Origin of the sequence: Sphingomonas leidyi (genome assembly GCF_011761945.1) — a bacterium.
Lineage (GTDB): Bacteria > Pseudomonadota > Alphaproteobacteria > Sphingomonadales > Sphingomonadaceae > Sphingomonas > Sphingomonas leidyi.
Genome location: NZ_JAASQV010000007.1, coordinates 32136 through 56353, shown reverse-complemented (window position 1 = coordinate 56353; position 24218 = coordinate 32136). Strand labels below are relative to the sequence as shown.

The 24218-nt window shown below is 69.3% G+C and carries 24 protein-coding genes; 11 read left to right on the top strand and 13 right to left on the bottom strand.

The annotated features are described in order from the left end of the window. Nucleotides 1-106: 106 nt before the first annotated feature. From FHR20_RS21685 to FHR20_RS21670, 4 genes are all read left to right on the top strand, one after another. Nucleotides 107-430 (top strand): hypothetical protein, encoded by a 324-nt coding sequence (locus FHR20_RS21685; RefSeq protein WP_167301516.1) that lies wholly within the window; start codon nt 107-109, stop codon nt 428-430. A gap of 1 nt (nt 431) precedes the next feature. Then, nucleotides 432-1877, top strand: a complete 1446-nt coding sequence (locus FHR20_RS21680; RefSeq protein WP_167301515.1) for a hypothetical protein — start codon at nt 432-434, stop codon at nt 1875-1877. A gap of 72 nt (nt 1878-1949) precedes the next feature. After that, nucleotides 1950-2354 carry a hypothetical protein gene (locus FHR20_RS21675; protein WP_167301514.1) on the top strand — a complete coding sequence of 135 codons (405 nt, stop codon included), beginning with the start codon at nt 1950-1952 and terminating at the stop codon, nt 2352-2354. Between the two features lie 120 nt (nt 2355-2474). Then, nucleotides 2475-4046, top strand: coding sequence for a hypothetical protein (locus FHR20_RS21670; RefSeq protein ID WP_167301513.1), 1572 nt, complete (start codon nt 2475-2477; stop codon nt 4044-4046). On the opposite strand, the gene FHR20_RS21665 is transcribed toward FHR20_RS21670, so the two are convergent. Then, nucleotides 4043-4504 carry a vgr related protein gene (locus FHR20_RS21665; protein ID WP_167301512.1) on the bottom strand — a complete coding sequence of 154 codons (462 nt, stop codon included), beginning with the start codon at nt 4502-4504 and terminating at the stop codon, nt 4043-4045. The genes FHR20_RS21670 and FHR20_RS21665 overlap by 4 nt on opposite strands. A 148-nt stretch (nt 4505-4652) precedes the next feature. Between FHR20_RS21665 and FHR20_RS21660 the strand changes: the two genes are divergently transcribed. Beyond that, the gene (locus FHR20_RS21660; protein ID WP_167301511.1) at nt 4653-6230 is read left to right on the top strand and encodes an ATP-binding cassette domain-containing protein; all 1578 of its coding nucleotides are present in this window, start codon (nt 4653-4655) and stop codon (nt 6228-6230) included. A gap of 4 nt (nt 6231-6234) precedes the next feature. Here the strand turns inward: FHR20_RS21660 and FHR20_RS21655 are convergent, their stop codons facing one another. The 6 genes from FHR20_RS21655 to FHR20_RS21630 form a co-directional block, all read right to left on the bottom strand. Then, nucleotides 6235-6654, bottom strand: a complete 420-nt coding sequence (locus FHR20_RS21655) for a protein-tyrosine phosphatase family protein (protein ID WP_167301510.1) — start codon at nt 6652-6654, stop codon at nt 6235-6237. Between the two features lie 11 nt (nt 6655-6665). Next, nucleotides 6666-7199 carry a PH domain-containing protein gene (locus FHR20_RS21650; RefSeq protein WP_167301509.1) on the bottom strand — a complete coding sequence of 178 codons (534 nt, stop codon included), beginning with the start codon at nt 7197-7199 and terminating at the stop codon, nt 6666-6668. Nucleotides 7200-7274: 75 nt separating this feature from the next. Further along, entirely contained in the window at nt 7275-7988 is a 714-nt protein-coding gene (locus FHR20_RS21645; protein ID WP_167301508.1) for a TadE/TadG family type IV pilus assembly protein, read from the bottom strand. After that, nucleotides 7985-8578: a TadE/TadG family type IV pilus assembly protein gene (locus FHR20_RS21640; RefSeq protein WP_167301507.1), complete on the bottom strand. Its 594-nt coding sequence runs from the start codon at nt 8576-8578 to the stop codon at nt 7985-7987. The genes FHR20_RS21645 and FHR20_RS21640 overlap by 4 nt, the downstream gene beginning before the upstream one ends. After that, nucleotides 8575-10335 (bottom strand): TadE/TadG family type IV pilus assembly protein, encoded by a 1761-nt coding sequence (locus FHR20_RS21635; protein ID WP_341786495.1) that lies wholly within the window; start codon nt 10333-10335, stop codon nt 8575-8577. Before FHR20_RS21635 ends, FHR20_RS21640 begins: the two co-directional genes overlap by 4 nt. A gap of 204 nt (nt 10336-10539) precedes the next feature. After that, complete coding sequence (locus tag FHR20_RS21630) at nt 10540-10980, bottom strand: copper chaperone PCu(A)C (protein WP_167301506.1); 441 nt, start codon at nt 10978-10980, stop codon at nt 10540-10542. A gap of 161 nt (nt 10981-11141) precedes the next feature. Here FHR20_RS21630 and dnaK point away from each other — a divergent pair, with 161 nt between their 5' ends. The 4 genes from dnaK (at nt 11142) to FHR20_RS21610 (ending at nt 15989) form a co-directional block, all read left to right on the top strand. Next, on the top strand, nt 11142-13058 hold the full coding sequence (dnaK, locus tag FHR20_RS21625) for a molecular chaperone DnaK (RefSeq protein ID WP_167301505.1): 1917 nt from the start codon (nt 11142-11144) through the stop codon (nt 13056-13058). 132 nt (nt 13059-13190) lie between these two features. Further along, a complete protein-coding gene (gene dnaJ, locus FHR20_RS21620) occupies nt 13191-14312 on the top strand; it encodes a molecular chaperone DnaJ (RefSeq protein ID WP_167301504.1) in 1122 nt (373 codons plus the stop codon). Nucleotides 14313-14518: 206 nt separating this feature from the next. Continuing rightward, nucleotides 14519-15466 (top strand): tail fiber protein, encoded by a 948-nt coding sequence (locus FHR20_RS21615; RefSeq protein WP_167301503.1) that lies wholly within the window; start codon nt 14519-14521, stop codon nt 15464-15466. A gap of 124 nt (nt 15467-15590) precedes the next feature. Then, nucleotides 15591-15989: a glycine zipper 2TM domain-containing protein gene (locus tag FHR20_RS21610; protein WP_167301502.1), complete on the top strand. Its 399-nt coding sequence runs from the start codon at nt 15591-15593 to the stop codon at nt 15987-15989. A 71-nt stretch (nt 15990-16060) separates the two neighbouring features. Here FHR20_RS21610 and FHR20_RS21605 read toward each other — a convergent pair whose 3' ends face one another. Next, complete coding sequence (locus tag FHR20_RS21605) at nt 16061-16636, bottom strand: NADPH-dependent FMN reductase (protein ID WP_208413810.1); 576 nt, start codon at nt 16634-16636, stop codon at nt 16061-16063. Between the two features lie 164 nt (nt 16637-16800). Here FHR20_RS21605 and FHR20_RS22750 point away from each other — a divergent pair, with 164 nt between their 5' ends. Continuing rightward, on the top strand, nt 16801-17142 hold the full coding sequence (locus FHR20_RS22750) for a winged helix-turn-helix transcriptional regulator (RefSeq protein WP_286711127.1): 342 nt from the start codon (nt 16801-16803) through the stop codon (nt 17140-17142). 43 nt (nt 17143-17185) lie between these two features. On the opposite strand, the gene FHR20_RS21595 is transcribed toward FHR20_RS22750, so the two are convergent. After that, nucleotides 17186-17575: a hypothetical protein gene (locus FHR20_RS21595; protein ID WP_167301500.1), complete on the bottom strand. Its 390-nt coding sequence runs from the start codon at nt 17573-17575 to the stop codon at nt 17186-17188. A gap of 122 nt (nt 17576-17697) precedes the next feature. Here FHR20_RS21595 and FHR20_RS21590 point away from each other — a divergent pair, with 122 nt between their 5' ends. Continuing rightward, nucleotides 17698-18477 (top strand): MmyB family transcriptional regulator, encoded by a 780-nt coding sequence (locus FHR20_RS21590; protein WP_167301499.1) that lies wholly within the window; start codon nt 17698-17700, stop codon nt 18475-18477. A gap of 378 nt (nt 18478-18855) precedes the next feature. Here the strand turns inward: FHR20_RS21590 and FHR20_RS21585 are convergent, their stop codons facing one another. The 4 genes from FHR20_RS21585 to purB all read right to left on the bottom strand — a co-directional run bounded on the left by FHR20_RS21585 (nt 18856) and on the right by purB (nt 24181). Further along, nucleotides 18856-19662, bottom strand: a complete 807-nt coding sequence (locus FHR20_RS21585) for a hypothetical protein (RefSeq protein ID WP_167301498.1) — start codon at nt 19660-19662, stop codon at nt 18856-18858. 67 nt (nt 19663-19729) lie between these two features. Further along, a complete protein-coding gene (locus FHR20_RS21580) occupies nt 19730-22282 on the bottom strand; it encodes an HWE histidine kinase domain-containing protein (RefSeq protein ID WP_167301497.1) in 2553 nt (850 codons plus the stop codon). Then, nucleotides 22272-22874 (bottom strand): biliverdin-producing heme oxygenase, encoded by a 603-nt coding sequence (locus tag FHR20_RS21575; RefSeq protein WP_243857714.1) that lies wholly within the window; start codon nt 22872-22874, stop codon nt 22272-22274. Before FHR20_RS21575 ends, FHR20_RS21580 begins: the two co-directional genes overlap by 11 nt. Next, on the bottom strand, nt 22871-24181 hold the full coding sequence (purB, locus tag FHR20_RS21570; protein WP_167301496.1) for an adenylosuccinate lyase: 1311 nt from the start codon (nt 24179-24181) through the stop codon (nt 22871-22873). Before purB ends, FHR20_RS21575 begins: the two co-directional genes overlap by 4 nt. Between the last annotated feature and the right edge of the window lie 37 nt (nt 24182-24218).

Sequence of the window (24218 nt, the reverse complement as noted above, 5' to 3'; positions counted from 1 at the left end):
CGGGGCGGGCGCGGCAAGGGCGGCGCGGGTTGCGGCGGCGTGACGGCCGTCACGCGCGGCCGGGACGGGGACGCGGCATGGTGGCGCCAGATCAGGGAGACCGACCATGGCCACGCCGCTTGCATTCCAGCACGCCTATGACGCGATCCAATCCTATGTCGCCGAGCGCTTTCCCGAGCAGAGCGACGCCTGGGACGGCATCGTGCCCTCGGGACCCGAATGGGGCTTCACCGCGCCGGGCTGGCGCGCCGCCGCCAGCAGGATCGTCGCCGCCTTCAACGCATTGCTGCCCAGCGGCGTCTCGGTGAATGTGCCGGCGGCGGCGAAGGACAATCATTTCGACAAGCCGATGATCGAGTTCCAGCGCTATCTCGCCGCGCTGGCCGATCGCCGGGCGAGCGTGCGTGCGCTCGAGCGGCTGGAGGTCTGACATGGTCCGCCCTCCGCGCATCGCCGGCCTTGTCGTGCTTGCCGGCGCCCTGGCCGGTGCGGCTGCGCCCGCCCGGGCACGCGACGTTCCCGCGCCCGACGCGGTGATCGCCCGCGCGTGCCTGGGCCGGGTCGGCCAGGCCATCGATCAGGCGGCGCTCGGAGAGGCGCTGCTGGTCGAGGCGGGCAGGCGCCCCGCCGACTGGGCCTGGCAGGGCGCGGAGGCGCAGCGCGACGCGAGGATCGGCCGGATCCTGGAGCAGCTGCGTCGTCATCCGGACAGCGCGGAAGCCGCGCATCCCGACCAGGCCTTCCGCGACCTGGAGCGCGAAGGCGTGGTCGCCCGGCTGGGGCGCATCGCCATGGGGGCGGCCGAGCCCGCGGAAGACGCCTATCTGATCGCGGGGGCGATCCAGCAGCTGGAGACCCGGCTGATGGCAAAGGCGAGCGAGGACGATGCCTTCGCCATCGCACCGCACCCGGCGCGCCGCGGCTTCCTGTTCCGCGAGGAAGCGCCCGGCTGGACGTTCACCTGCCGGCCGCCGGCAACGCCGGATCCGGGCTATATCGCATCCGCCGAGAAGGTGACGGCGCCCTATGCCTGGGCGATCCGGGCCAAGCCCGAGGAACTGGCGCTGACCGGCAAGGACCGCAAGACCGCGGGCGCCGCGACGATCGCCGTCGACCGCACCAACACGATCCTCGACGATGGCTCGATCAAGAAAGTGAGCAACTTCCGGATCGACGCGACTCTCGGCTATCGGATCACGCCCGCGACTTCGGCCGACACGGTCTATCTCTACGATCGCTACGTCCTGTCGCGCTCGCGGACGCGGCCCCTGCCCAAGCTCGATCCGGGTGCGAAGGAAAGCGATGGCGATACCGATGCCTTCGAGGCCGGTTTCCTGACCAGCGCCGAGCTGACGCCGAACGCCGCCGCGGCGAAGCTGTTCGTCGATGCCAAGGCGGCGACCGTCTATGATTTCGCCAAGGATGGCGCACGGCTGAAGGGGGCGATGCTGTTCCGGCCGGTGCTGGACGCAGACATCGGCATTTGCGGGCTGGAGAGCTATGGCGCGAAGCTCGGCTGGCTCAAGACCCGCTGCCGGCTGCAGATCGACCTGGAGGCGTCGCGCATCCTGCGGCGGGGGCGCATCGAGCGGGGCGACTATGACAATTTCGTCGCGCTGGGCGTGCGGCCCTCGTTCGAGGCATTCGTGCCCACCGGCGGCGAGACTGCGCTGCTCGGATCGGTCAACTACCGCATCCTGCCGATCCTCGACGGCAAGCCCAGGCATATCGAGCGGCTCGACATGAGCCTGAAGTTCCGTTTCTGGACGGAAACCACGGCCGGCGTCGATATCGGCTTCGCCTATTCGAAGGGGCGCAACGAACTCTCCTACGAGAAGGAGGATGTGCTGAGCATCGGGCTGGGCCTCATCTATTGAGGCGTGGTCCGGCCGGTGCTTCGCGTTGGCATGGCTTCCGTGGGATGCGGAAGCGCGATCGGGAGGATGAAGATGACGACGACGGCCATGACTCCGTTCGGAGAATTCTGCCAAACCTATCTCATCACGGCGGCGACGGCGGCAGCGTGGGGGAAATGGTTCCTCGCGGCGGGCTTTGCCGCCGGCACGCTCTATGCGCTGATCGAAGCATATAGGCGGTGGAAGGCGCCGATCGTCCAGGCCGACGGCACCGGGCTTGTCGGCGGGACGACGACGGGCCTGCCGATCAAGGACCTGGCCGATGCCCTGCGCGAGCTGGTCGCCGCGCTTGCCGCCGCGCCGGTGTGGCTGGGGATGGTGGCGGCGGGCATCTTCGCACTCTGGGTGACCGGCGCGATGGTTCCCGACAGATGCACCCAGCCCGACACCTACAGGTCGCCGCAGAATCCGGCCCCGCCGGCCCCGGGCGCGAAGTAGCCGGGGCACGCCGCCGGCGGGCCGCGCCCTGGCCTTCCTTTCGCAAAGCTGCATATGCATTTCACACGCCGTTCAGCGGCGCGGGCGGAAGCTCGCGGCACGATACAGGAGGGCAGGGCGATGCGGTTCGAGAGGATGATCCGGCTGACGATGCTGACCGGGGCGGCGTTCGCGCTGCCCGGCGCCGGCGTGGCGCTGGCCGGGGCGGCGCCGGGCACGGGCCAGTCCGCGCCGCAATCGGCCGACGACTATCAATGGATCGACCAGGCCGATGCGTTGTGGGACGCGATCGGCGACGCGCCGCCCGACTTCGCCTTCGCCTTCGAGGGACAGGAACCCTGGGCCTGGCAGACGACCGACGGCTACACGATTATCGTGGAGGATGCGGGGACGGGCGGGATCCGCAGCTATTATTTCGCGCCGGGCGCGTCCGGGCCGTTCCTCGCAGTCGAGCCGGGGATGAGCTTCGCCTATGTGCGCGGACGGCTTGCCATGGTCTATGACGCAGATGGCGAGGCGGCGCCCCGGGCCGAGTTCGGCGATTATGACGATGCGGCCGGCGATCTCTACGCGCGCGCCGTGCGGCTGCGCGAGGCGCTGGCGGGGCGCGACTATCGTCCGGTCGATACCGATGCCTGGATCGATGCCAGCCCCTATCTGCTCAGCTTCATCCAGGTCTGGGACAGCGGGCGCAGCCGCTATCCGGGCTGGAACCGCTATCACGACCGCAGCGACGCCGCGGCCTGGCGCCGTCGCCTCGAGGCCGAGCAGCACCGCCGCCGCGAGGCGGCCGAGCGCTTCCGCCACTGGCGCGAGGGCGGTTTCCAGGGCCCGCCGCCGGGCCGTTTCCATCCGCCGGGCCGCGGGCCGCATCAGCCGGGCCGGCCGGGGGCGGGGCGCCCGCCGCAGCCGGGCCGGGGCTGGTCGCGCCAGCCGGGCCGCCCCGGCGGGCCGGGAACCAATACGCCGCCGCGCCCGGGCACGCCGAACCTGGAGCCCGGCGGTCCTCCGGTCCCGGGCCGCCCGCCGATGACGCGCCCCTGGAGCGGCGGGCCGGATGGGACGCGCGTGCCCGGCTGGCGGCGTGGCCGCCCCGAAATGCCGACACCGCCCGGGGCGCCCGGCGCGGGGCCGGATACGGGCAATCCGCCGAATTCCGGCCCGCGCGAGCCCCGGCCGGGCGGCGGCACCGGCTGGCAGCGCCCGGCGTCCCCGCCGCCGGTGGTGACGCCGTCGCCCGCGCCGGTCCCGCCGCCTGCCGGGGCGGAGAACCCGCCCGCGCCGCCGGCATGGTCGCGCCCGGGCTGGAGCCGGCCGCGTCCGCCGGCGGAGGGGGACAATGCGACGCCGGTGCCGCCGCGCCCGATCCGGCCCGAGGGCGGCTGGAACCGGCCGCGCCCGCCTGCGGAGGGGGACAATGCGACGCCCGCGCCGCCGCGCCCGGTCCGGCCCGAGGGCGGCTGGAGTCGTCCGCGTCTGCCCGCGGCCGGGGAGGGCGCGACTCCCGCCCCGCCCCGTCCGCCGCGACCGGAAGGGGGCTGGCAGCGGCCCGCGCCGCCCGCACCCGGCAGCGCACCGCCGCCACGGCCGAACTACACGCCGCCGCCGCGCCCCAGCGCGCCGCCGCCGGCTCCGCGTCCGGCTCCGTCGCCGCGCCCGCCCAAGATCACCGCGGAAGACATGCCGCACTAGGCGGTGCGGAAGGGCAGCAGTGCCGCATAGCTGCTCAGCGGCGCGGCGCCGGGCAGCTCCATGCCGCGTCCGAGCAGGAAGGCGTGACGGACGATTTCCGCTTGCTGTTCGATGCCGTAGCGCAGGAAGGGGCGGCCGGGCTCGAGCACATAGCCATAGCGGCAGAAGGGATGGCGCCGCAGCGGCAGGAACAGGCCCTGCTGGTGCTGCCAGACATGGACGAGCTCGTGGACGAACAGCCCCTGCAGCGCGAGCGGCGCGGCGGCGAAATCCTCGCGATAGAGGCCGGATGCGGGATTGAAATGGATCGTGCCCAGCGGCGCCATGGTGGTGTTCCGCGGCTGGAAGAACGCCCATTTGCGATTGGCGACGAAGGCGCGGGCCGGATCGAGTGCGTCGCCGAACACCGAGCGGGCGAGCTCGGCTTCGCCGGGGGTGAGCGGGCGGGAAGCAGGCATGGGCCCTAGATGGCGCGGGCGGACGGGCTTGTCATCCGTGCGCCGGCTCGCCAGATAGCGCCTTCCCGAATTCCCAAGGAGTGAGCCGCCATGCGCCAGGAACCGATCGTCGTTCGCCCGATCGTCTTGTCCTGCCCGCAGGTGTCCCATGTCTTGCTTCGTAACCCTGGATTCGCTTTCCGCCGCCACGCCTGAGGGCAGGCCGCTCTTCGATGATCTGACGCTGGCGCTCGGGCGGGAACGCACCGGGCTGGCGGGGCGCAACGGTTCGGGCAAATCGACCTTGCTGGGCATCGTCGCGGGCGAAATGCCGCCTGTGGTGGGGAACGTCACGCGCGCCGGCAGCATCGGCGTGCTGCGCCAGGAATGGCCGGGCGGGTGGAACGTCGACGAAGTGCTCGGCGTGCGCGAAGGGCTGGCGCAGCTGGCCCGGGTGCTGGCCGGCGAGGGAAGCGCGGAGGACCTTGCCGAAGCCGACTGGACCCTGGAGGAGCGCGTGGCCGCCGCGCTTGCCGAGGCGGGGCTGGACGCGATGGCGCTCGACCGGCGCGTGGCGACGCTTTCTGGCGGCGAGCGAACGCGGGTGGGGATCGCGCGGCTGCGCCTCGACGCGCCCGATCTGCTGCTGCTCGACGAGCCGACCAACAATCTCGATGCCGCGGGCCGCGCGGCGGTGGCGGCACTGGTGGATGGGTGGCGCGGCGGGGTGCTAGTCGCCAGCCATGACCGCGAACTGCTCGAGCATATGGACCGGATCGTCGAACTGACGCCGCGCGGCGTGCGCGTGTTCGGCGGTGGATGGTCGGGCTTCGCGGCGGCGCGGGCGGCGGAGCGGGCGCGGGCGGCGGCCGAAGTGGAGCGGGCGGGCGACCTGCTGCGCGGCGCCGAGGCGGGGGCGCAGCAGGCGCGCGAGCGCCAGGCGCGGCGCGACCGGGCGGGCCGCGCCTATGCCGCGAGCGGATCGGCGCCGAAGATCCTGCTGGGGCGGCAGAAGGAGCGGGCGGAGAATTCGGCCGGGCGCGGCGCGGGGGTCGGCGAGCGGCTGGTCGGCGATGCGGAGGCGCGGCTGGTGGCGGCGCGGGCCGGGGTGGAGGTGGTGACGCCGCTCGTCATCGACTTGCCCGCCACCGGCCTGCCGGCGAACCGGCGGTTGCTGGCGTTCGAGGACGCGGCGCTGGAACGGGCGGGGCGGGTGTTCGGGCCCTGGCGGTTCGAGATCACGGGGCCGGAACGCGTGGCGGTGACCGGCCCCAACGGCGCGGGCAAGACGAGCCTGCTCAGGATGGCGGCGGGCGTGCTGGCGCCGGAGCGCGGCGCCGTGCGGCGGGCCGAGGGGCGGGTGGCTATGCTCGACCAGCATGTCGGGCTGCTCGATCCGAGGGCTTCGGTGCTCGACAATTTCCGGCGACTGCACCCCGGCGCCACCGAGCGCGAGGCGCATGCCGCCTGCGCGCGCTTCGCGTTCCGCAACCGGGATGCGCTGAAGCGTACGGGCGATCTCAGCGGCGGCGAAAGGCTGCGCGCCGGGCTGGCCTGTGTGCTCGGCGGCGAGATAGTGCCGCAACTGCTGCTGCTCGACGAGCCGACCAACCATCTCGACATGGAATCGATCGAGGTGATCGAGGCGGCGCTGGCCGGCTTTGACGGCGCGCTGCTGGTGGTGAGCCACGACCGCGCGTTCCTCGAGGCGATCGGGGCGGGGCGGGAGATCGCGGTGGGGCGATGAGCGTTCAGCGTTCCAGCGCCAATACCCAGGCGCGCTGGGCCTCGGTGTCGGGAATGGACAAGCCGCGCGCTGACTCGATCGCCGTCAGGGCTGCGACGGGATCCATGCCGTCGGCTACCAGCATCGCTGCCGCCATCAGCGAGGATCGGCCGATTCCCGCGCGGCAATGAATGGCGATCGGCTTGCCTGCGCTCGCGATTTCGGCGGCGAAGCGCACCGCCTGGCCGGTATCGTCGGGAAGTCCGCGGTCGGGGATCGGGAAGCGGTGGAAAGCGATGCCGCTGTCCGCGCAGAGCCCGGCTTCGCGCTGCAATGCCAACGCCTCGACTTCCTCGTCCTCCAGCCAGTCGTCGGCGCGCGGCAGGGCCATGATCGCGAGCCGGAGCGTGTCGGGGGTGTCGATCCAGTAGAGCGTCGAGGGCATGTCGCGCCCGGCTAGCCCAGCGGCGGTTCGGCGGGGTCGCCGTGCATGTCGATCTCGCGCACGCCGCGGGTGCGGCGGGCGGTGTTGACCAGCTCGCGCAGCTTCTCGCGGCGGGCGCGGGCTTGGGCCACGTCGCGGATCACCAGCGGGGCGTCGCGGGTGGTCTCGTCCGACGAGGCGATGCTGATCGTGCCGATGTCCGCCAGCTGGTTGACGATCGAGAAGTCGATACGGACGTCCTTCACTCGGTAGAGCTCGATCTCGTCGATCGACTTTCGGAGAATGCCCTTGTGGAGGATCAGCCGATCCTCGGTGACTTCATAGGCGATGCCGAGATTCTCGAACCATTTGAGGATCAGCACCACGATCGCGACGACGAGCAGCAGCGGCGCGACCCAGGCGGCGCCGGCCAGCATGCCCTGGGCGAGGAAATAGAAGGTGCCGGCCAGCCCGAGCAGGAAGAGAAAGCAGGTGCCCCAGCCGGCGAGCGTGCCGACCAGCCAGCCGAGCGTGGAGGAACGGAAGCGATCCAGGACTTGCGGCATGCGTACGGGCCTTCCCTGCGGTGTTGGCAGGGGAGGATAGCGGATGGCGCCGCCACATCAACTCGGGCGAAAAGCTCAGCTGGTATATTTGTCGCAGGTCGAGCGGGTGGCGGCGGGCGCGGGATTGAAGAGCTGCGAGAAGTCGCGCCGGTCGCGCACGATGAAGGATGCGACATAGTGGAGCCTGGCCGGGCCCATGAAGCTGGAGCCGAACAGGCGCTGATAATCGTAATTCACTTCGACGAAGATCAGCCCCGAGCCGCTCGGCGCAGTGACGACGGCGCCCGGATCGCCCATGCCGGCACTGGCGGTGCCGGCATTCGCCTGGGTGGCGTCGGTACCGGCCGTCGCGCTGGCGGTGCCGTAGCTGGAATCATAGCCGGTCCCGCTCTTGAGCCCGAAGCAGCGCTGCCAGTGGATGCGCTGCACCGGCGCGGTGTCGTAGCTCTGCTGGACATATTCGAGGCTGGAGAGCGTCACCCGGCCGTTGGCGCCGATCCCGAGCGCACTGCCCTGGAGGCGCGCGGCCTGCAGCGCGTTGTTGATGTCCAGCTCGCGCAGCTGGACGGTGGAGGCCGTGCTCATCATGCCCATGCGCGAGCCATTGTCGGCCAGGCTCGCAGTGAGCTGGCTGACCCGCAGATTGGCGAGCGCGAGGTTCGCGGTCTCGACCCCGTAGCAGCCGAGCACCAGCACGACGGGAAGGGCGAGGGCGAATTCGAGCATGGCCAGCCCCGACCTGGCGGCGGCGAAGCGGCGGAGCAGCGCCGGGACGCGATGCGGGCTCATGTGCAGATCGTCGCCGGCGACGGGATGTTCTGCGTGGCATAGGGCTGGTTCATCAGCGTGGTGGTGGCACTGAGCGTGGCGGTGCCCGGCCAGCCGAACAGGCGCGTGACCGGGAACAGCCGGCCATAGGTGATCGCGGCGGTGTAGACAGTGACGTCGTTCGGCCCGCCCTGGCCCGCGCGCCCGGCATCGGCGTCCCATTGGCCGTTGCCGTTGACGTCGGTGTAGCATTCGCCGGGATCGCGCACGCCGTTGCCGTTGGTGTCGACGAACGGCTCGGGCGCGACGGCGCTGAAGCTGGTATAGCTGCGCCGGACGGGATAGCCGGCGGCGAAGGCGGCGCCGGGCGCCACCGCCCGGACCTGGGCCAGCACGCGCGCATCGATCGAGGCGGGGGTGGCGCCCTGGATGCCGCTGTCCCGCCCGGCCTTCTGCACTGCGCCGGTGATCACCGACTGGACATAGGCCTGATAGCCCAGCTCCATCATGCCCATCATCAGCACGAGCATCACCGGCAGCACGAAGGCGAACTCCACTACCGTGACGCCGCGCCGGTCGCGCCGGAGCCGGGCGAGAGGGCGCCCGCTCATTGCGACACCCGCAGCATCGCCACCTGCTTGGCGATGGTGGCGAACGCCGTCGACAGGCCCGCGCCGGTGGTGGTGGCGAGCGCCTGGTTGGTGGTGGTGGCGCAGGACTGCATCTGGGTGGTCGCGCTCGAATCGATCGTCACTGTCCAGATCTGGATGTTGCGCGCCTTGGCCGCGGCGCATTCCGCGAGGAAGCGGGCATTGTGATAGGCCTTGAGGTTGGTGAAGTCGCCGCCGCTCACCCGCCGGTCGTAATATTCGTTGCCGTACATGCCGTAGATCGACGTGCTGGGGGCCATGTCGCCATCGGTGAGGAACACGATCACGCGGTTGGGCGCCTGGCGCGCGGGCCAGGGCGCGGTGTCCGCCGCGAAGAGGCCGGTGGGCGAGAGCAGTCGCGTGCCCCAGATCATACCGGTGTCGTGATAGGTGCCGCCGATCGGCCGGAAGTCGCTGGCGTTGACATAGCTGGAGACCTGGGTCCGCGTCATCACCGCCAGGCGCGAGACCGGCTTGCCGCACGAGACATAGCCGAGCTGGTAATAATAGGGGGTGCCGATGTTCGGGCTGCTGCTGCTGTCGCCGGTCGAGGTGGCGGTGGCGGTGCTCGAATAATTGTTGCGGGCATAGAAGAGCTCGGGCCACATCGGCTTCCACTGGGTGTCGATGTTCGAATTGGGCACGAGGTCGGGATCGAGATCGGGCGGCAGCGTCGAGGTGTTGAAGCTCATGGTGCCGGCGGTGGTGGCGCGCTCCTCGAGGCAACCGGTCCAGCGATTGGTGGCGCCGGTGGTCTTGCTCGGATCGGTGACCGTGCTGCCGGCGACGAAGCTGCGCACGTCGAAATTGAGCTGCTGGTATTTCCAGATCGGGATGCCGAGCAGGTTCCCGGTCTGGCTGCGCGATTCATAGTTCCACTGCGTGTTCGCGCTGCCCGTGCCGCCCACCATATAGGCCGGGGACAGCGCGATGATCGCCTTCCCGGCGTTCACGGTGGAAGTGTAGGTGACGAAGCCGTAGCGGATATGGGTGGAGGGGTCGGCCGCGGCGGCGAGCGTGTCGTAGAAGTTCAGCACCGCCGAGCGCAGCGCCGAGATGCGCGAGCCGCTCTTCTCCGGCACGTAATAGGCCGTGCTGCCCGGATAGCCGGCGACGCTGTCATTGCCGCTGCCCGCGCCGTCGGCGGGGCGGGCATAGCTGGTGGTGCCGGCCGAGCCGACATAGTTGTTGCAGGTGTTGTCGTCGTCCTGCGGCAGGCAGGCCATCGAGCCGGTGGTGTCGAGCACGAAGATCACGTCGGTATCGCCGACGTCGTAGCTCGCCTGGCAGGTGACGTTGATCGTCTGGCTGGGGACGCCGAACATCGACAGGATCGTCATCGGCACCACTGCCTGGGCAGTGCCGGCGACCTGCGCGTCCGACGTCTTGCTGGGCGTGAAGCTGGCGGTGCTGGTCTTGAACCAGCCGGTGCGAAAATTGTTGTTGAAGAAGGTCTGGGCCTGGGCGGTCGCGGTCGCGTCCAGCGTGGTGTTGCCGGCCGAGGTGTCGGTCATGAACTTGCGGCCGGCCAGCACGCCCGCATCGCATGCCTGCTGCAGCCGGGTCTTGACGACGTACATGCGGGCGGAATCGATCGCGCAGCCGCAAAAGGCGGCCAGCGGGATGAGCATGGCCGCCATCATCGCCAGGGTATTGCCGCGGCGATCCCGCGCGAGACGCGCCAGGAACCCCGCGGGACATTGCCGATCCTGCTCCACGATACGCTCCGCACCGGGACCTGCTAAGGTCCACAATCTGGAGCACTTTTTCTTCCGAAACCGAAAAAGAGATGGTTGCCGGGGGATTAGGGAATTCACCCCGGAGGGATTCTACGGAGGGCGTGGGACCGGAACTTGAGCGAGACCCTGATTTCCCTCGTCATTCCGGCTCGAGGCCGGAGTGGTGGAACATGAGTCCTCAGCCTAGCTTCCCGGTGCCGGATCACCCGCGCCGACCACTTTGGCGTCGAGCGCGATCGTCCTGCCGCTGGCGAAGGACAGCTGGAGCGGGACCGTCTGGCCGGGCTTCACCGCCGGCCCGATCGAGAAGAGCATCACATGACGGCCGCCCGGCGCGAAGGCGAGCTTGCCGCCGGCGGGGATGGCAACGTCCTTGAGCGGGGCCATCGACATCATGCCATGCTCGCCCTTCATGCTCTCGTGCAGCTCGGCCTTCAGCGCGGCGCGCGAGGAGACGGCGAGCAACGTGTCGGCGGTCGCGCCGCCCTGCACGGTGAAATAGGCCGCGCCCGGCTGGCCGGCGACGGCGGGCAGCCGGACCCAGGCATTGCCGGCGGAAAGCGTGCCCGCGGGCGCGCAGGCGGAAAGTGCCGCCACCGTAACGATCGTCGAGAAACGCCGCATCCGCCTTACTCCCATTTCGGGAAACCCTCTAGAAAGCCCTGCTTCTTGCGGCAAGCGCGTGTGCACCTATATCCGGCAACGTGACCGGTTCTCCGCGCTGCCTCCAAGCAGGGGCGCGGGGGCCAAGTTTTTTGATTTGAACTGGGGGCCAACGAGGGACCATGGCTAAAGTTATCGGTATCGACCTGGGGACGACCAACAGCTGCGTGGCAGTGATGGAGGGCGGCAAGCCCAAGGTCATCGAGAATGTGGAAGGCGCGCGTACCACGCCGTCGATCGTCGCCTTCGCCAAGGATGGCGAGCGCCTGATCGGCCAGCCGGCGAAGCGCCAGGCAGTGACCAATCCGGACAACACGGTTTTCGCGGTGAAGCGCCTGATCGGCCGCCGCTTCGACGATCCGGTGACCAAGAAGGACACCGAGCTGGTGCCCTACACCATCGTGCGCGGCGCCAATGGCGACGCCTGGGTGCAGGCCGGCGGCGAGGACTATAGCCCGTCGCAGATCTCGGCCTTCATCCTGCAGAAGATGAAGGAAACCGCCGAGGCCTATCTCGGCGAGAACGTCACCCAGGCGGTGATCACGGTGCCGGCCTATTTCAACGACGCGCAGCGCCAGGCGACCAAGGACGCCGGCAAGATCGCGGGCCTGGAAGTGCTGCGCATCATCAACGAGCCGACGGCGGCGGCGCTCGCCTATGGCCTCGAGAAGAACGACGGCAAGACGATCGCGGTCTATGACCTTGGCGGCGGCACGTTCGACATCTCGGTACTCGAGATCGGCGACGGCGTGTTCGAAGTGAAGGCGACCAACGGCGACACCTTCCTGGGCGGCGAGGATTTCGACGCCAAGCTGGTGCAGTTCCTGGCCGAGGACTTCAAGAAGGCCGAGGGCATCGACCTCACCAAGGACAAGCTCGCGCTCCAGCGGCTGAAGGAAGCCGCCGAAAAGGCCAAGATCGAGCTTTCGTCGGCGCAGACCACCGAAGTGAACCTGCCCTTCATCACCGCCGACGCCAATGGGCCGAAGCACCTGGTGAAGACGATCAACCGTGCCGAGCTGGAGCGCCTCGTCGAGGACCTGATCCAGCGCACGCTTGAGCCGTGCCGCAAGGCGCTGGCCGATGCCGGCGTCAAGGGTTCGGCGATCGACGAAGTGGTGCTGGTCGGCGGCATGACCCGCATGCCCAAGGTCCGCCAGATCGTGAAGGAATTCTTCGGCAAGGAGCCGCACACCGGCGTGAACCCCGATGAGGTGGTTGCGATCGGCGCGGCGATCCAGGCCGGCGTGCTCCAGGGCGACGTCAAGGACGTGCTGCTGCTCGACGTGACTCCGCTGAGCCTTGGCATCGAGACGCTGGGCGGCGTGTTCACTCGCATGATCGACCGCAACACGACGATCCCGACGAAGAAGAGCCAGGTCTATTCGACTGCCGATGACGGCCAGCAGGCGGTGACCATCCGCGTCTTCCAGGGCGAGCGCGAGATGGCGGCGGACAACAAGCTGCTCGGCCAGTTCGACCTGGTCGGCATCCCGCCGGCGCCGCGCGGCGTGCCGCAGATCGAAGTGACCTTCGACATCGATGCCAACGGCCTGGTCAACGTGTCGGCCAAGGACAAGGGCACCGGCAAGGAGCAGCAGATCCGCATCCAGGCCTCGGGCGGCCTTTCGGACAGCGACATCGAGCAGATGGTCCGCGACGCCGAGAGCTTCGCCGAGGAGGACAAGAAGCGCCGTGCCGCGGCAGAGGCGAAGAACAATGCCGAGAGCCTGATCCACACGACGGAGCGCCAGCTCCAGGAAAATGGCGACAAGGTCGATGCCGGGTTGAAGGCGGAGATCGAGGCGGCGGTGGCCGAGGCCAAGGCCGCGGTCGATGGCGGCGATGCCGACGAGATGCAGGCCAAGAGCCAGAACCTCGCCCAGGTGGCGATGAAGCTCGGCCAGGCGATCTACGAGAAGCAGACCGCCGAGCAGGCCTCGCCCCAGGCGGGTGCCGGCGCGGCGGCGGGTTCGGAGGCCGGTGGCGAGGAAGTCGTCGATGCCGAGTTCTCCGAGGTGGACGACAACAAGGCGTAACCAACGTCCCCTCCCTCTCCCCGCATGCGGGAGAGGGCCGGGGAGAGGGGGAGACGGGGTGGCGATGCGGATGCTTTCCGGCGGCGTGCCCCTCTCCCAACCCTCTCCCCTGACGGGGAGAGGGCTTTTTGAATGACCACCGAAGTCGATTATTACGAGCTGCTCGAAGTCGAGCGCACCGCGGACGACGTCACGCTCAAGTCCGCCTATCGCAAGCTCGCGATCAAATATCATCCGGACAAGAACGCCGGGTGCAAGGATCACGAGGCCAAGTTCAAGGCGATCAACGAAGCCTATGACTGCCTGAAGGATCCGCAGAAGCGCGCGGCCTATGACCGGTTCGGCCATGCGGCGTTCAAGAACGGCATGGGCGGCGGCGGCGCCGGCCCGCAGCCCGATTTCGGCGCGTTCAGCGACATCTTCGAAAGCGTATTCGGCGAGTTCATGGGCGGCGGCCGGGGTGGCGGCCGCCAGGTGCGCCGCGGCGCCGACCTGCGCTACGACATGGAGATCACGCTGGAAGAGGCCTTTCACGGCAAGACCAGCGAGATCACCGTCGACGTCTCCGGGCATTGCGACACCTGCGATGGCACCGGTGCCAAGCCCGGCACCCCGGTGAACCAGTGCAAGCAGTGCGGCGGCCATGGCAAGGTCCGTGCGCAGCAGGGCTTCTTCATGGTCGAGCGGACCTGCCCGGTCTGTCACGGCGCCGGCGAAGTGATCGAGCAGCCCTGCCGCGACTGCCGCGGCGAGGGGCGGACCGACAAGACCAAGACGCTCAAGATCAACGTGCCGCCGGGCGTGGACGAAGGCACCCGCATCCGCCTGCAGGGCGAAGGCGAAGCGGGCGCGCGCGGCGCGCCGGCGGGCGACCTCTACATCTTCCTGCACGTCAAGAAGCACGCGATCTTCGAGCGCGAGGGCACGAACCTGTTCGCCCATGCGCCGATCAGCTTCACCACCGCGGCGCTGGGCGGCGAGATCGTCCTGCCCGGGCTGGATGGCGAGAAGCACGTCGTGAAGATCGCGCCGGGCACCCAGAGCGGCCGCGAGGTGCGCCAGCGCGGCGCCGGCATGCCGGTGCTGCAGGGGCGCGGGCGCGGCGACCTGGTCGTCGAACTCGTCGTCGAGATGCCGACCAAGCTGACCGCGAAGCAGCGCGAGCTGCTCGAGGAATTCCGCGCGACCGAGACCGGCGACGAATGCCCCCAGGCGACGGGCTTCTTCGCCAAGCTCAAGGCGGCGCTGGGCTAGGTCGAGAACTCAAGCAAGCATCTGATTTTCCTTCGCCATCCCGGCTCGATGCCGGGATGGCGCTGGTATTGCGGCAAGCCCCTATCCCGGCACGCGCGCATCCCCCTTCTTTGCACCGCTTCGGTCCGGTTCGCTCCCATATGGGAGCTGCCCCGGTCGCGATCGCGCGCCGATAATCGCGGGCCTGGAGGGGCGGGAGAAAACCCATGTGGGCTTGGCTCAAGGCATTGCTGGCGCGGCTGTTCGGCGGCGGGGCGCCGAAGCCCGTGCCGCCGACGCTGGCGGAGGAGGAATTCCGGCCCGGGCCCCCGCCGCCTTCGGGCATGCAGCAGCTGCTGGTGATGAACGGCGTCTTCCCGCAGGGCGGCTCCGCGCCCGCGCAATTCACCGTCGGCATGATCGAGAGCTTTGCCGGCAGCTACCCGGCCTATGGCGCCAGGCCGTGCACTGGCGGCACGCTGCCGATCGCGTCGAACCAGCCGCTGATGGCGGTGATGGGAACGAGTTTCGGCGGCGACGGAATCATGACCATCGGCGTACCCGACCTGCATGCCCGGGTCGCGATCGGCGGCGCGCCGGTGGGCGGGGTGCGGCCGGGCGCGCTCGTCCTCGGCTGGCTGATTGCGATGGATGCGAGCGTCGACGCGCCGCTGCCGGGAACGGTGATGCCCTTTTGCGGGACGGTGGTGCCGGCCGGCTGGGCGCCCTGCGCCGGCGCGACGCTGTCGGTCCAGCAAAATGCCGCACTGTTCGCGGCGATCGGCACCGCGTTCGGCGGCAATGGCACGACCACCTTCCAGCTGCCGGACCTGAACGGCGCGGCGCCGGTGGGCCTGGGGCCGGGCATGGCGCTCGGCCAGAAGGTGCCGGGCACCATCGGCGGGCTGGGCCTCAACTATATCATCAATACCGGCGATCTTCTGGCTCCCGGCAGCGGCGATGGCGAGCCGCCGGCCTATTATGCCTATGCCGGGCAGGTGACGGCCTATGCCGGTGCGCAGATCCCGCAGGGCTGGGCGGCGTGCGACGGCAGCATGCTGGCGATCTCCGGCTATCCGACGCTGTTCCAGGCGATCGGGGACATATGGGGCGGCGACGGCAAGACCAGCTTCGGCCTGCCCGATCTGCGCGGCCGGATGATGCCCGGGGCCTGAGCCGCCGCGATTTCGTTACGTGAACGCAAGCTGCAAGGCGAGTTCAGCATCGCATCAGGGCGAATCGTCTAGACCCATCCTCGTTCCCGGTGCCGAGCCACCGGCCAAAGGAGGAGAAGAGATCATGCGTAAGATGCTTCTGGGCCTCGCGGCCATGGCCGTTGCCCTTCCCGCCCTGCCCTCGACCGCGATGGCGCAGCGTTATGACGGCTATCGGGGCGACGATGGTCGCTACGAGCGCGGCTATGATCGCGGCTATGACCGTCGCGGTTACGACCGGGGCTATGACGATCGCGGCTATTATAACGGCCCGAGCTGGCGCGGCCGCGACGGCCGCAACTATTGCCGCCGTTCGGACGGCACGACGGGCCTGCTGATCGGCGGTGTCGCCGGCGCGCTGGTCGGCCGCAGCATCGATCGCTACGGCGATCGCACCCCCGGCACGCTGCTCGGCGCCCTGGGCGGCGCGCTGCTCGGCCGGGCGATCGACAAGGACAGCAGCGGCGGCCGTCGCTGCCGCTAAGTCCCGGTGACTTGAAGATGGAGGCAGGGGCCCGGTGGAAACGCCGGGCCCCTTCTCGTTTGGCACGAGGCTCAGGCGGCGCGGGCGGCCTTGAGCGCGTTGCCCCACCAGGCGATCTCGTCGAACAAGGTGGCGCGGGCGGCGGCGAGATGGGGATAGTCGTCGAGCGTCTTGCCCTGCTGGAGGACGCCGAGGAACGGCTCCATGCCCACATTCACCTCGGCCCTGATCGGTGCCATGTGCAGCTCGACGGCGATGCCGCGCAGCTGCTCGATCGCGCGGGCGCCGCCGACGCCGCCATAGCCGACGAACGCCACCGGCTTGCGGCGCCATTCGAAGGTGGCGGAATCGAGCGCGTTCTTCAGCACCGCGGTGGGCCCATGATTATATTCCGCGGCAGTGACGATGAAGCCGTCATATTTGCCGACCTTGTGGCGCCAGGCCTCGGCGGCGGGGTGCGAATAGACGCCCTGGGTCCAGGACGGGGGGACGGGCTCCTCGAACAGCGGCAGATTCTGGTCGCGCAGGTCGAGCGTGTCGAGCGTGAAGTCGTCGCGCGCGGCGGCGCCGGCGGCGATCCATTGGGCGGGAACGTCCGCGAAACGCTGCGGGCGCGTGCTGCCGATGACGAGTGCGAGGTTGAGCATGGAAATTTCGACCCTTTCCGGTTACGAATCGTAACAGGGGATCAAATGATGCGGTGGGCGCATCGCCACAAGGAGGCACATTTCTGGAACCCAGGCACATCCATGTAAGCGGGGGGCATGCAAGCGAAGGGCATGCGAGCGGACGGCATGAGGGCTGCACGCCGGTGCGCGAGATCCTCGCCAAGATCGGCGACAAGTGGAGCATCCTGACGATCATGATGCTGAGCGGCGGCACCAGGCGGTTCAGCGAGCTGCAGCGCGGAATCGAGGGCATCTCCCAGCGGATGCTGACGCTCACCCTGCGCGGGCTGGAGCGCGATGGGCTGGTGACCCGCGAAGTGTTCCCGACGATCCCGCCGCGCGTGGAATATACGCTGACGCCGCTGGGGCGTTCGCTCCAGCAGCCGGTGATCGCGCTCGGCCAATGGGTAGTGGCGAACCTGCCCGAGATCGACACGGCGCGGCGCCGGTTCGACGCGGCGGCGGAGGATCGGGGCGGCAATTGAGCGAAGGGAGCCCGGCGGAGGCGCCGGGCTCCCTTCGTCCCGCTCAGGCAAAGGCGCGGCGGAACAGCGACAGGCCGTGGAATTCGAGCGCCGCGAGCCCTGCCACCGCCAGCGCCTGCACGGCGACGAAGGCGGCGCCGAGCGGATTCGGCGCGAGCAGGGCGATCACCGCGAAGCTGGCCGCGGTCCAGCCCAGGTTGAGCAGGGCGATGGCGCGCACCGGCCATTCGAGCCGGTCGGCCTGGCGCGCCGCCCACAGCATGAACGCGGCCGAGGGGAAGAGCAGCAGCCCGGCCTCGAACAGCAGCGCCGCGGGCAGGTCGAGCAACCCGGCGAGCGGCCCGGCGGCGGCGACGAGCAGCGCGCCCATTCCCAGGCAGGTGACTGCGTCGATCGTGAGCACGGCGCGGAGGAAATGGATCGGATTGGTCATGGGTCGTCTCCCTTGCTGGTGATGACGCAAAGCTGACGGCATCGGCGCGCCGGGTCGATTACGCGGGAGGTAATGGAAACCGGCGCAGCTTGCGGGCAGAGAAGCGGCGAAGGAGACGATCCGTGCAGCCAGCCATACGCCCGCTCGGCGACCAGATCAGGGAATGGCGCCGCCGCCGCCGGCTGAGCCAGATGGACCTGGCGCTGGATGCGGAGATATCGACCCGGCATCTGAGCTTCATCGAGACCGGGCGCACCCGGCCGAGCCGCGAGATGGTGCTGCGCCTGGCCGACCAGCTCGCGCTGCCGCTCCGCGAACGCAACACGATGCTGCTCGCGGCGGGGTTCGCGCCGCTCTACGCCCAGCGGGCGCTCGACGATCCCGCCCTAGCGGCGGCGCGGCGGGCGATCGACCTGGTGCTGAAGGGGCACGAGCCCTGGCCGGCCCTGGCGGTCGACCGGCATTGGCATCTGGTCGCGGCCAATGCGGCGGTCGAGCCGCTGCTCGCCGGCTGCGCGCCGCACTTGCTGGCGGGGCCGGTCAACGTGCTGCGCCTGAGCCTGCATCCCGAGGGGCTGGCGCCGCGGATCCTGAACCTCGCCGAATGGCGGGCGCACCTGCTCGAGCGGCTGCGGCGCCAGGCGATGACCACCGGCGACCAGGGGCTGGAGGCGCTGGTCGTCGAGCTGGAGGGCTATCCCTTTCCGGACGGGGCGGGGCAGCTGGAGGACATGGGCGGCGTGGCGATCCCGCTGCGGCTCGCCACGCCGCTGGGCGAACTCAGCTTCATCAGCACCACCACCGTATTCGGCACGCCGCTCGACGTGACGCTCGACGAACTGGCGATCGAGGCCTTCTATCCGGCGGACGCGATGACGGCGGAGCGGCTGCGGGGGCTTTGAGGGATGGGGAATATGGTCCTCGGCCTGGTTGAGCCTCATTCAGCCTAGCCCGTCATTCCCGCCTGCGTGGGGATGGCGAAAGAAATCAAGGTCTTGATCGAGGTCTAGGACGGATCGACATTTGGGCGCGCGATGAGAGCCGGACCGCGCCTCTTGCTCCCCGGCGAAGGCCGGGGCCCAGTTGCAACATCGTTCGAGAGGTTCGTGTATCTCGCTAGCGTCCCGATGCTGGGCCCCGGCCTTCGCCGGGGAGCCGCCTGGGACCGCCAGTCTCGTAAATGTCGATCCGCCCTAGGCTGGGGTTCATATTCTTCCATCGCCACCCACGCGCGGGCCGGGATGACGGCAGGAAATCAAATATTTGCTTGAGCCCCCGAGCTACCGCCCGTCATCGCTCCAGTGGGGCGGGTCCGAGACCAGCTTGATCACCCCATAGGTCGCGCCGACCCTGTGGAGATCGCGGTTGGTGTCGCCCGAGCGCGGAGCGGCGATCTCGCGCGGCTTGCCCTGCTTGTCCCTCACCTTGATCGTGCCGTTCCAGCCGATCGTCATGTCGATCGCGCGGCCTTCGATATGGCGTGAAGTGAGCGAGGGCTCGAAGGCGATCTGGAACAGGTCGCACATCGCTTGCGCGCCGGCCTTCGACCTGGCGAGGTCGCCATGATCCCACCGGATATCCAGGCCGGGCAGGACAGGGACCTTGTTCGGCGCGACCAGCCCCTTCGCCACCCGCCAGCTGTAATGCATCAGCTGCGCACGCAGGGCGTTGCGGCGCGTGGCGGAGATCGTGACGCTGGCGCCCGCGTCCTTCAGTGCCTTCAGGAAGGCGGCGACGTTGTCGCGGAAGGGCTGGACCAGGTCGGCGACGGCGGCGCTGTTCGGATATCTGGCCTGGTTGGCGTTCCACCATTCCGCACCCGCGAGCGGCGGGCGGGTGCCCTGGCCGGCGGCGAGCGCGAGCCAGGTCCTGCCGCCGGGGCCGATCAGGCCGTCCGGCCTAGCTGCGTCCAGCACCTGCGCCTGGTAGGCGGTGATCGCCGCAATGGTGCGCGTGCCGCATTCGCCGCTGGTCGGGAGCGGCTTCTGGCCCGTGGCGCCGAGCCAGTCGTTGAGGAGGTGCTGGACGACCAGCACGTCCGCCAGGTCGTTGACGCCGTTCTTCCCCACCGATGCGCCGATTGGCATGCGACCCCTCCCTGAGATTCCCGTCCCTGGAAGAGAGGGGAGCTTGCGAGTCGTATCCGGCGAAATCCTACATTGAAAGCAGGTCGGAGATCGCGCGGGAGATGCTGGCGAGCGTATAGGGCTTCTGGGTGACGAGGGCAGCGGCATGCTCGCTGGGAAGCTTGAGCTGCTCGCCATAGCCGGTGGCGAAGAGGAAAGGCACCCCGGCGGCGGTGAGGTCGTCGGCAAGCGGCAGGCTGGTCTCGGCGCCGAGATTGACGTCGAGCACCGCGGCCTCGAACGTTTCGCGGGCGATCTCCTCGCGCGCCTGGGCGAGCGTGCCGGCGGTAACCACGCGGTGGGCACCGAGGCGCGTGAGAATGTCCTCGGCGTCCATGGCGATGATCAGGCTGTCCTCGACCAGCAGCACCACGCCCGAGAGCAGCATGGGCGCGGCGGTGCCCGGCGCGGGCGCGGCCGCCGCCGCAGGGTGGCCCGCGCGGTTCGGGTCGATCTCGATATAGCGGGCGGGCACCCGGAAATCGGCTTCGAGCCCGGTGAGCGGATAGCGCACCTCGGCGCGGCCGCCCAGGTCATAGGGGATCGAGCGCGTGATGATCGTGGTGCCGAAGCCTTGCCGTTTCGGCGGTTGCACGGCGGGGCCGCCGCGCTCGCGCCATGCGATCGCCAGGTCGCCGTCGCGCTCGATCCGCCAGTCGATGGCGACCGAGCCATTGTCCGAGAGCGCGCCATATTTGGCCGAGTTGGTCATCAGCTCGTGCAGCACCAGCGCCAGCGCCGAGAAGGCCTGGGGATGGAGCAGCACCGCCGGCCCGTCGGCTTCCACCCGGCCCGCCTTGCCGGCGAGATAGGCGGCGGCCTCGGTCTCGATCAGCCGCAGCAGGGGTGCCGCGGACCAATTGTCCTGGGTGATCTGGTCGTGCGCACGGGCGAGGCTCTCGATCCGGCCTTCGAGCAGATGGATGGTGTTGCGGGCATCCGCCTCGGGATCGAGCGACTGGCGGACGAGGCCGCGGATCAGGCTGAGGATGTTGCGGACGCGGTGGTTCAGCTCCGCGATCAGCAGTTCCTGGCGCTCGGAGAAGCGGCGGCGCTCCTCCTGGGCTTCGTCGCTGAGGCGCAGCACGACTTCGATCAGCGACGCGCGCAGCATCTCGGCGACGCGCAGCTCGGCGTTCGAGAAGGGCTCGGAGCGGCCGCGGACTTCCTGGCTCCATAATTCGAAGCTCTTGCGCGGCGTGAGGCGCGGGCCGTTGGGGCCGAGCTGCGCGGGCTTGTGCGGGTCGCCGGCCCATCTGACCGTGCGGATCTTCTCCTGGCGGAACAGCAGCACGTAATCGCGCGGGCGGCGCGAGATCGGGATCGCGAGCAGGCCGGCGGCGACATCGTCATAGTCGGCGGCGGCGGGAAGAGTGTCTGCGAGGCGATCGGTCGAGAAGATCCTGCCCGCGGCCATTGCGTTCAGTCGGCGGGTGATCGCCGGGAATGCAGCGGGCGGGGGCGTCATGCCGGAGGAGGAGACCCTGCCGTCGAGCCAGATCGCGATGCCGTCGCACGGCACGGTTTCGCGCATCATCGTGCCGAGCCATTCGGGATTGTCGAGCAGCGTCGAATCGCCGGCCACCGCGGCGAGAAGCCGATCGCTGGCGGAACGCGCCGCCAGCTCATAGGCGGCGAGCTCCTTGCGCTCGCGGCTCTCGAGCTTGAGCGCGAACATCTGGCCGAACAGCTCGGCGATCGAGCGCCGTTCGAAGCTGGGGCAGCGTGCGGCATAATGATGGCAGGCGAACAGGCCCCAGAGCTGACCCTCGACGATGATCGAAATGGAGAGCGAGGCGCCGACTCCCATGTTCTTCAGATATTCGATATGGATCGGCGAGACCGAGCGCAGCACCGACAGGGAAAGGTCGATTGGCGTGCCGCTCTCGTCGAGCCGGGGCAGTACGGGCACCGGCTCGGCATTCACGTCGGCGATGATGCGGAAGGGGGTGCGGACATAGAGCTTGCGCGCCTGCTGCGGGATGTCGCTGGCGGGATAGCGCAGGTCGAGAAAACTGCCGATGCCGGTGCGGGCAGCCTCGGCCACCACTACGCCCGAACCGTCCCGATCGAAGCGATAGACCATCACCCGATCGAAGCCGGTCAAGGCGCGGACCTGGCGGGCGCCTTCGCGATGGAAGGCCGCGGCATCGGCGGTCTCGTCGAGCCGGGCCATCATCGCGCGGATCGCCGAGCCGATATCGGTGGAGGCGTCCTCGCTGCAATCCTCGCCCTCCAGCACGATCGTGTCGCCGATCATGTGCAGCGCGAAATCGAAGCAGCGGCCGCTGGCGATCCGCAGCCCGAAGACCCGCTCTACCGCGTCGCCGCCGCGCAGCATGGCGAGGCGGTTGCGCAGCGTGTGGACGGCGTGTTCGCCGAGCAGCGGGATGGCGGAGGTGCCGAGCAGGTCGTCGGCGGGTTGTTCGAGGAAGTGCTCGGCATTGGCCGAGACGCGGCGGATCAGCCAGTCGACCGAAAGCGCAAGCAGGAAGCCGAAGGGCTGGACGGCGCCCAGCGCATGAATCGGCTCGCGATCGCAATTGGTGAGATCGACTTCGAAATCGCGGTTACTGGCCAATCTCTGCCCTTCGCCATTTCTCCGCCGAACGCTCGAACGCCGTGAAAGTGGCAAGCGCTGCGGCGAGAGCGGCGTCCAGCGCGAGCGGTTCGCGAAGCAGGCCGTCGATAACCCTCAGTAGTTGCTGCCACTTTTCGGCGCGCTGATCTGCATCAAGATAGGCGCGGGGAAATCCGGCGGGCAGGCGGCGGGCAAGAAACTTGCCGCCGAGACGCGAGCCTTCGAGGACGTAGAGGGTACCGGCGATGACGGGAGCGTCCCAACTTCCGTCGTCCCCGCGAAGGCGGGGATCCAGGGCAATGGAGGACATCGCCTGCGGTTCCGGGTCCCCGCCTTCGCGCGGATGACGAAAGGCAGAGCGAAGGAAGGCCAGGTCCTCGCTGAGCAGATGTCCGCGTTTCCGCTCCTCCCAGTCCGCGATTACCCGTTCGCCGGGCAGCTCCGCTTCCAATGGCCACACCACATCGGCATGGGCGGCGAGGAAGCGGGCATAGCCTTCCCGGTCGGCCAGGTCGAAATCCGCGAACGCCGCATCGACGCGGTCATGCGCGTTGGCCGTCGCCTCGCGCAGCGCCTTGCGGCTCGGCGTCAAGCGAAGACGCGCTCGAAGATCGTGTCGACCTGCTTGAAATGATAGCCGAGGTCGAACTTGTCCTCGATTTCCGCCGGCGAGAGCGCGGCGGTCACTTCCGGATCGGCCTTGAGCAGTTCGAGCAGCGAGAGCTCGCCGTCCGATTCCCACACCTTCATCGCATTGCGCTGGACGAGCCGATAGCTGTCCTCGCGGCTGACGCCGGCCTGGGTGAGGGCGAGAAGCACGCGCTGGGAATGCACGAGGCCGCCCATCCGGTCCAAATTCTTCTGCATGCGCGCCGGGTAGACGAGCAGCTTGTCCATCACGCCGGTGAGGCGGGCCAGGGCGAAATCGAGCGTGATCGTCGCGTCCGGGCCGATATAGCGCTCGACCGACGAGTGCGAGATGTCGCGCTCGTGCCACAGCGCGACATTCTCCATCGCCGGGATCGTCGCGCTGCGCACCATGCGGGCGAGGCCGGTGAGGTTCTCGGTCAGCACCGGGTTGCGCTTGTGCGGCATCGCCGACGAGCCCTTCTGGCCGGGCGAGAAATATTCCTCGGCCTCGAGCACTTCGGTGCGCTGCAGGTGGCGGACCTCGACGGCGAGGCGCTCGATCGACGAGGCGATCACGCCGAGCGTGGCGAAGAACATCGCGTGGCGGTCGCGCGGGATCACCTGGGTCGAGACCGGCTCGACCGCGAGGCCGAGCTTGGCGGCGACATGCGCTTCGACGCGCGGATCGATATTGGCGAAGGTGCCGACCGCACCCGAAATGGCGCAGGTGGCGATGTCCGCGCGGGCGGCGGCGAGGCGCTCGCGGTTGCGCTTGAACTCGGCATAGGCCTCGGCGAGCTTGAGGCCGAAGGTGACCGGCTCGGCATGGATGCCGTGGCTGCGGCCGATCGTGGGCGTGAGCTTGTGCTCATGGGCGCGGCGCTCGAGCACTTCGAGCAGCCGGTCGAGATCGGCGAGCAGGATGTCCGAAGCGCGGGCCAGCTGCACGGCCAGGCAGGTGTCGAGCACGTCCGAGCTGGTCATCCCCTGGTGCATGAAGCGGGCCTCGTCGCCCACCTGCTCGGCCACCCAGGTGAGGAAGGCGATCACGTCGTGCTTGGTCACGGCCTCGATCGCGTCGATCGCGGCGACGTCGATCGCCGGGTTGGTCGCCCACCAGTCCCACAGCGCCTTGGCGGCGCTCTTCGGCACCACGCCGAGCTCGGCCAGCGCCTCGGTGGCGTGCGCCTCGATCTCGAACCAGATGCGGAAGCGCGCCTCGGGCGACCAGATGGCGGTCATTTCGGGGCGCGAATAACGGGGAACCATTGCAAGCCTTTCGCCGGGGGTATGGCGGCCCCCTAGC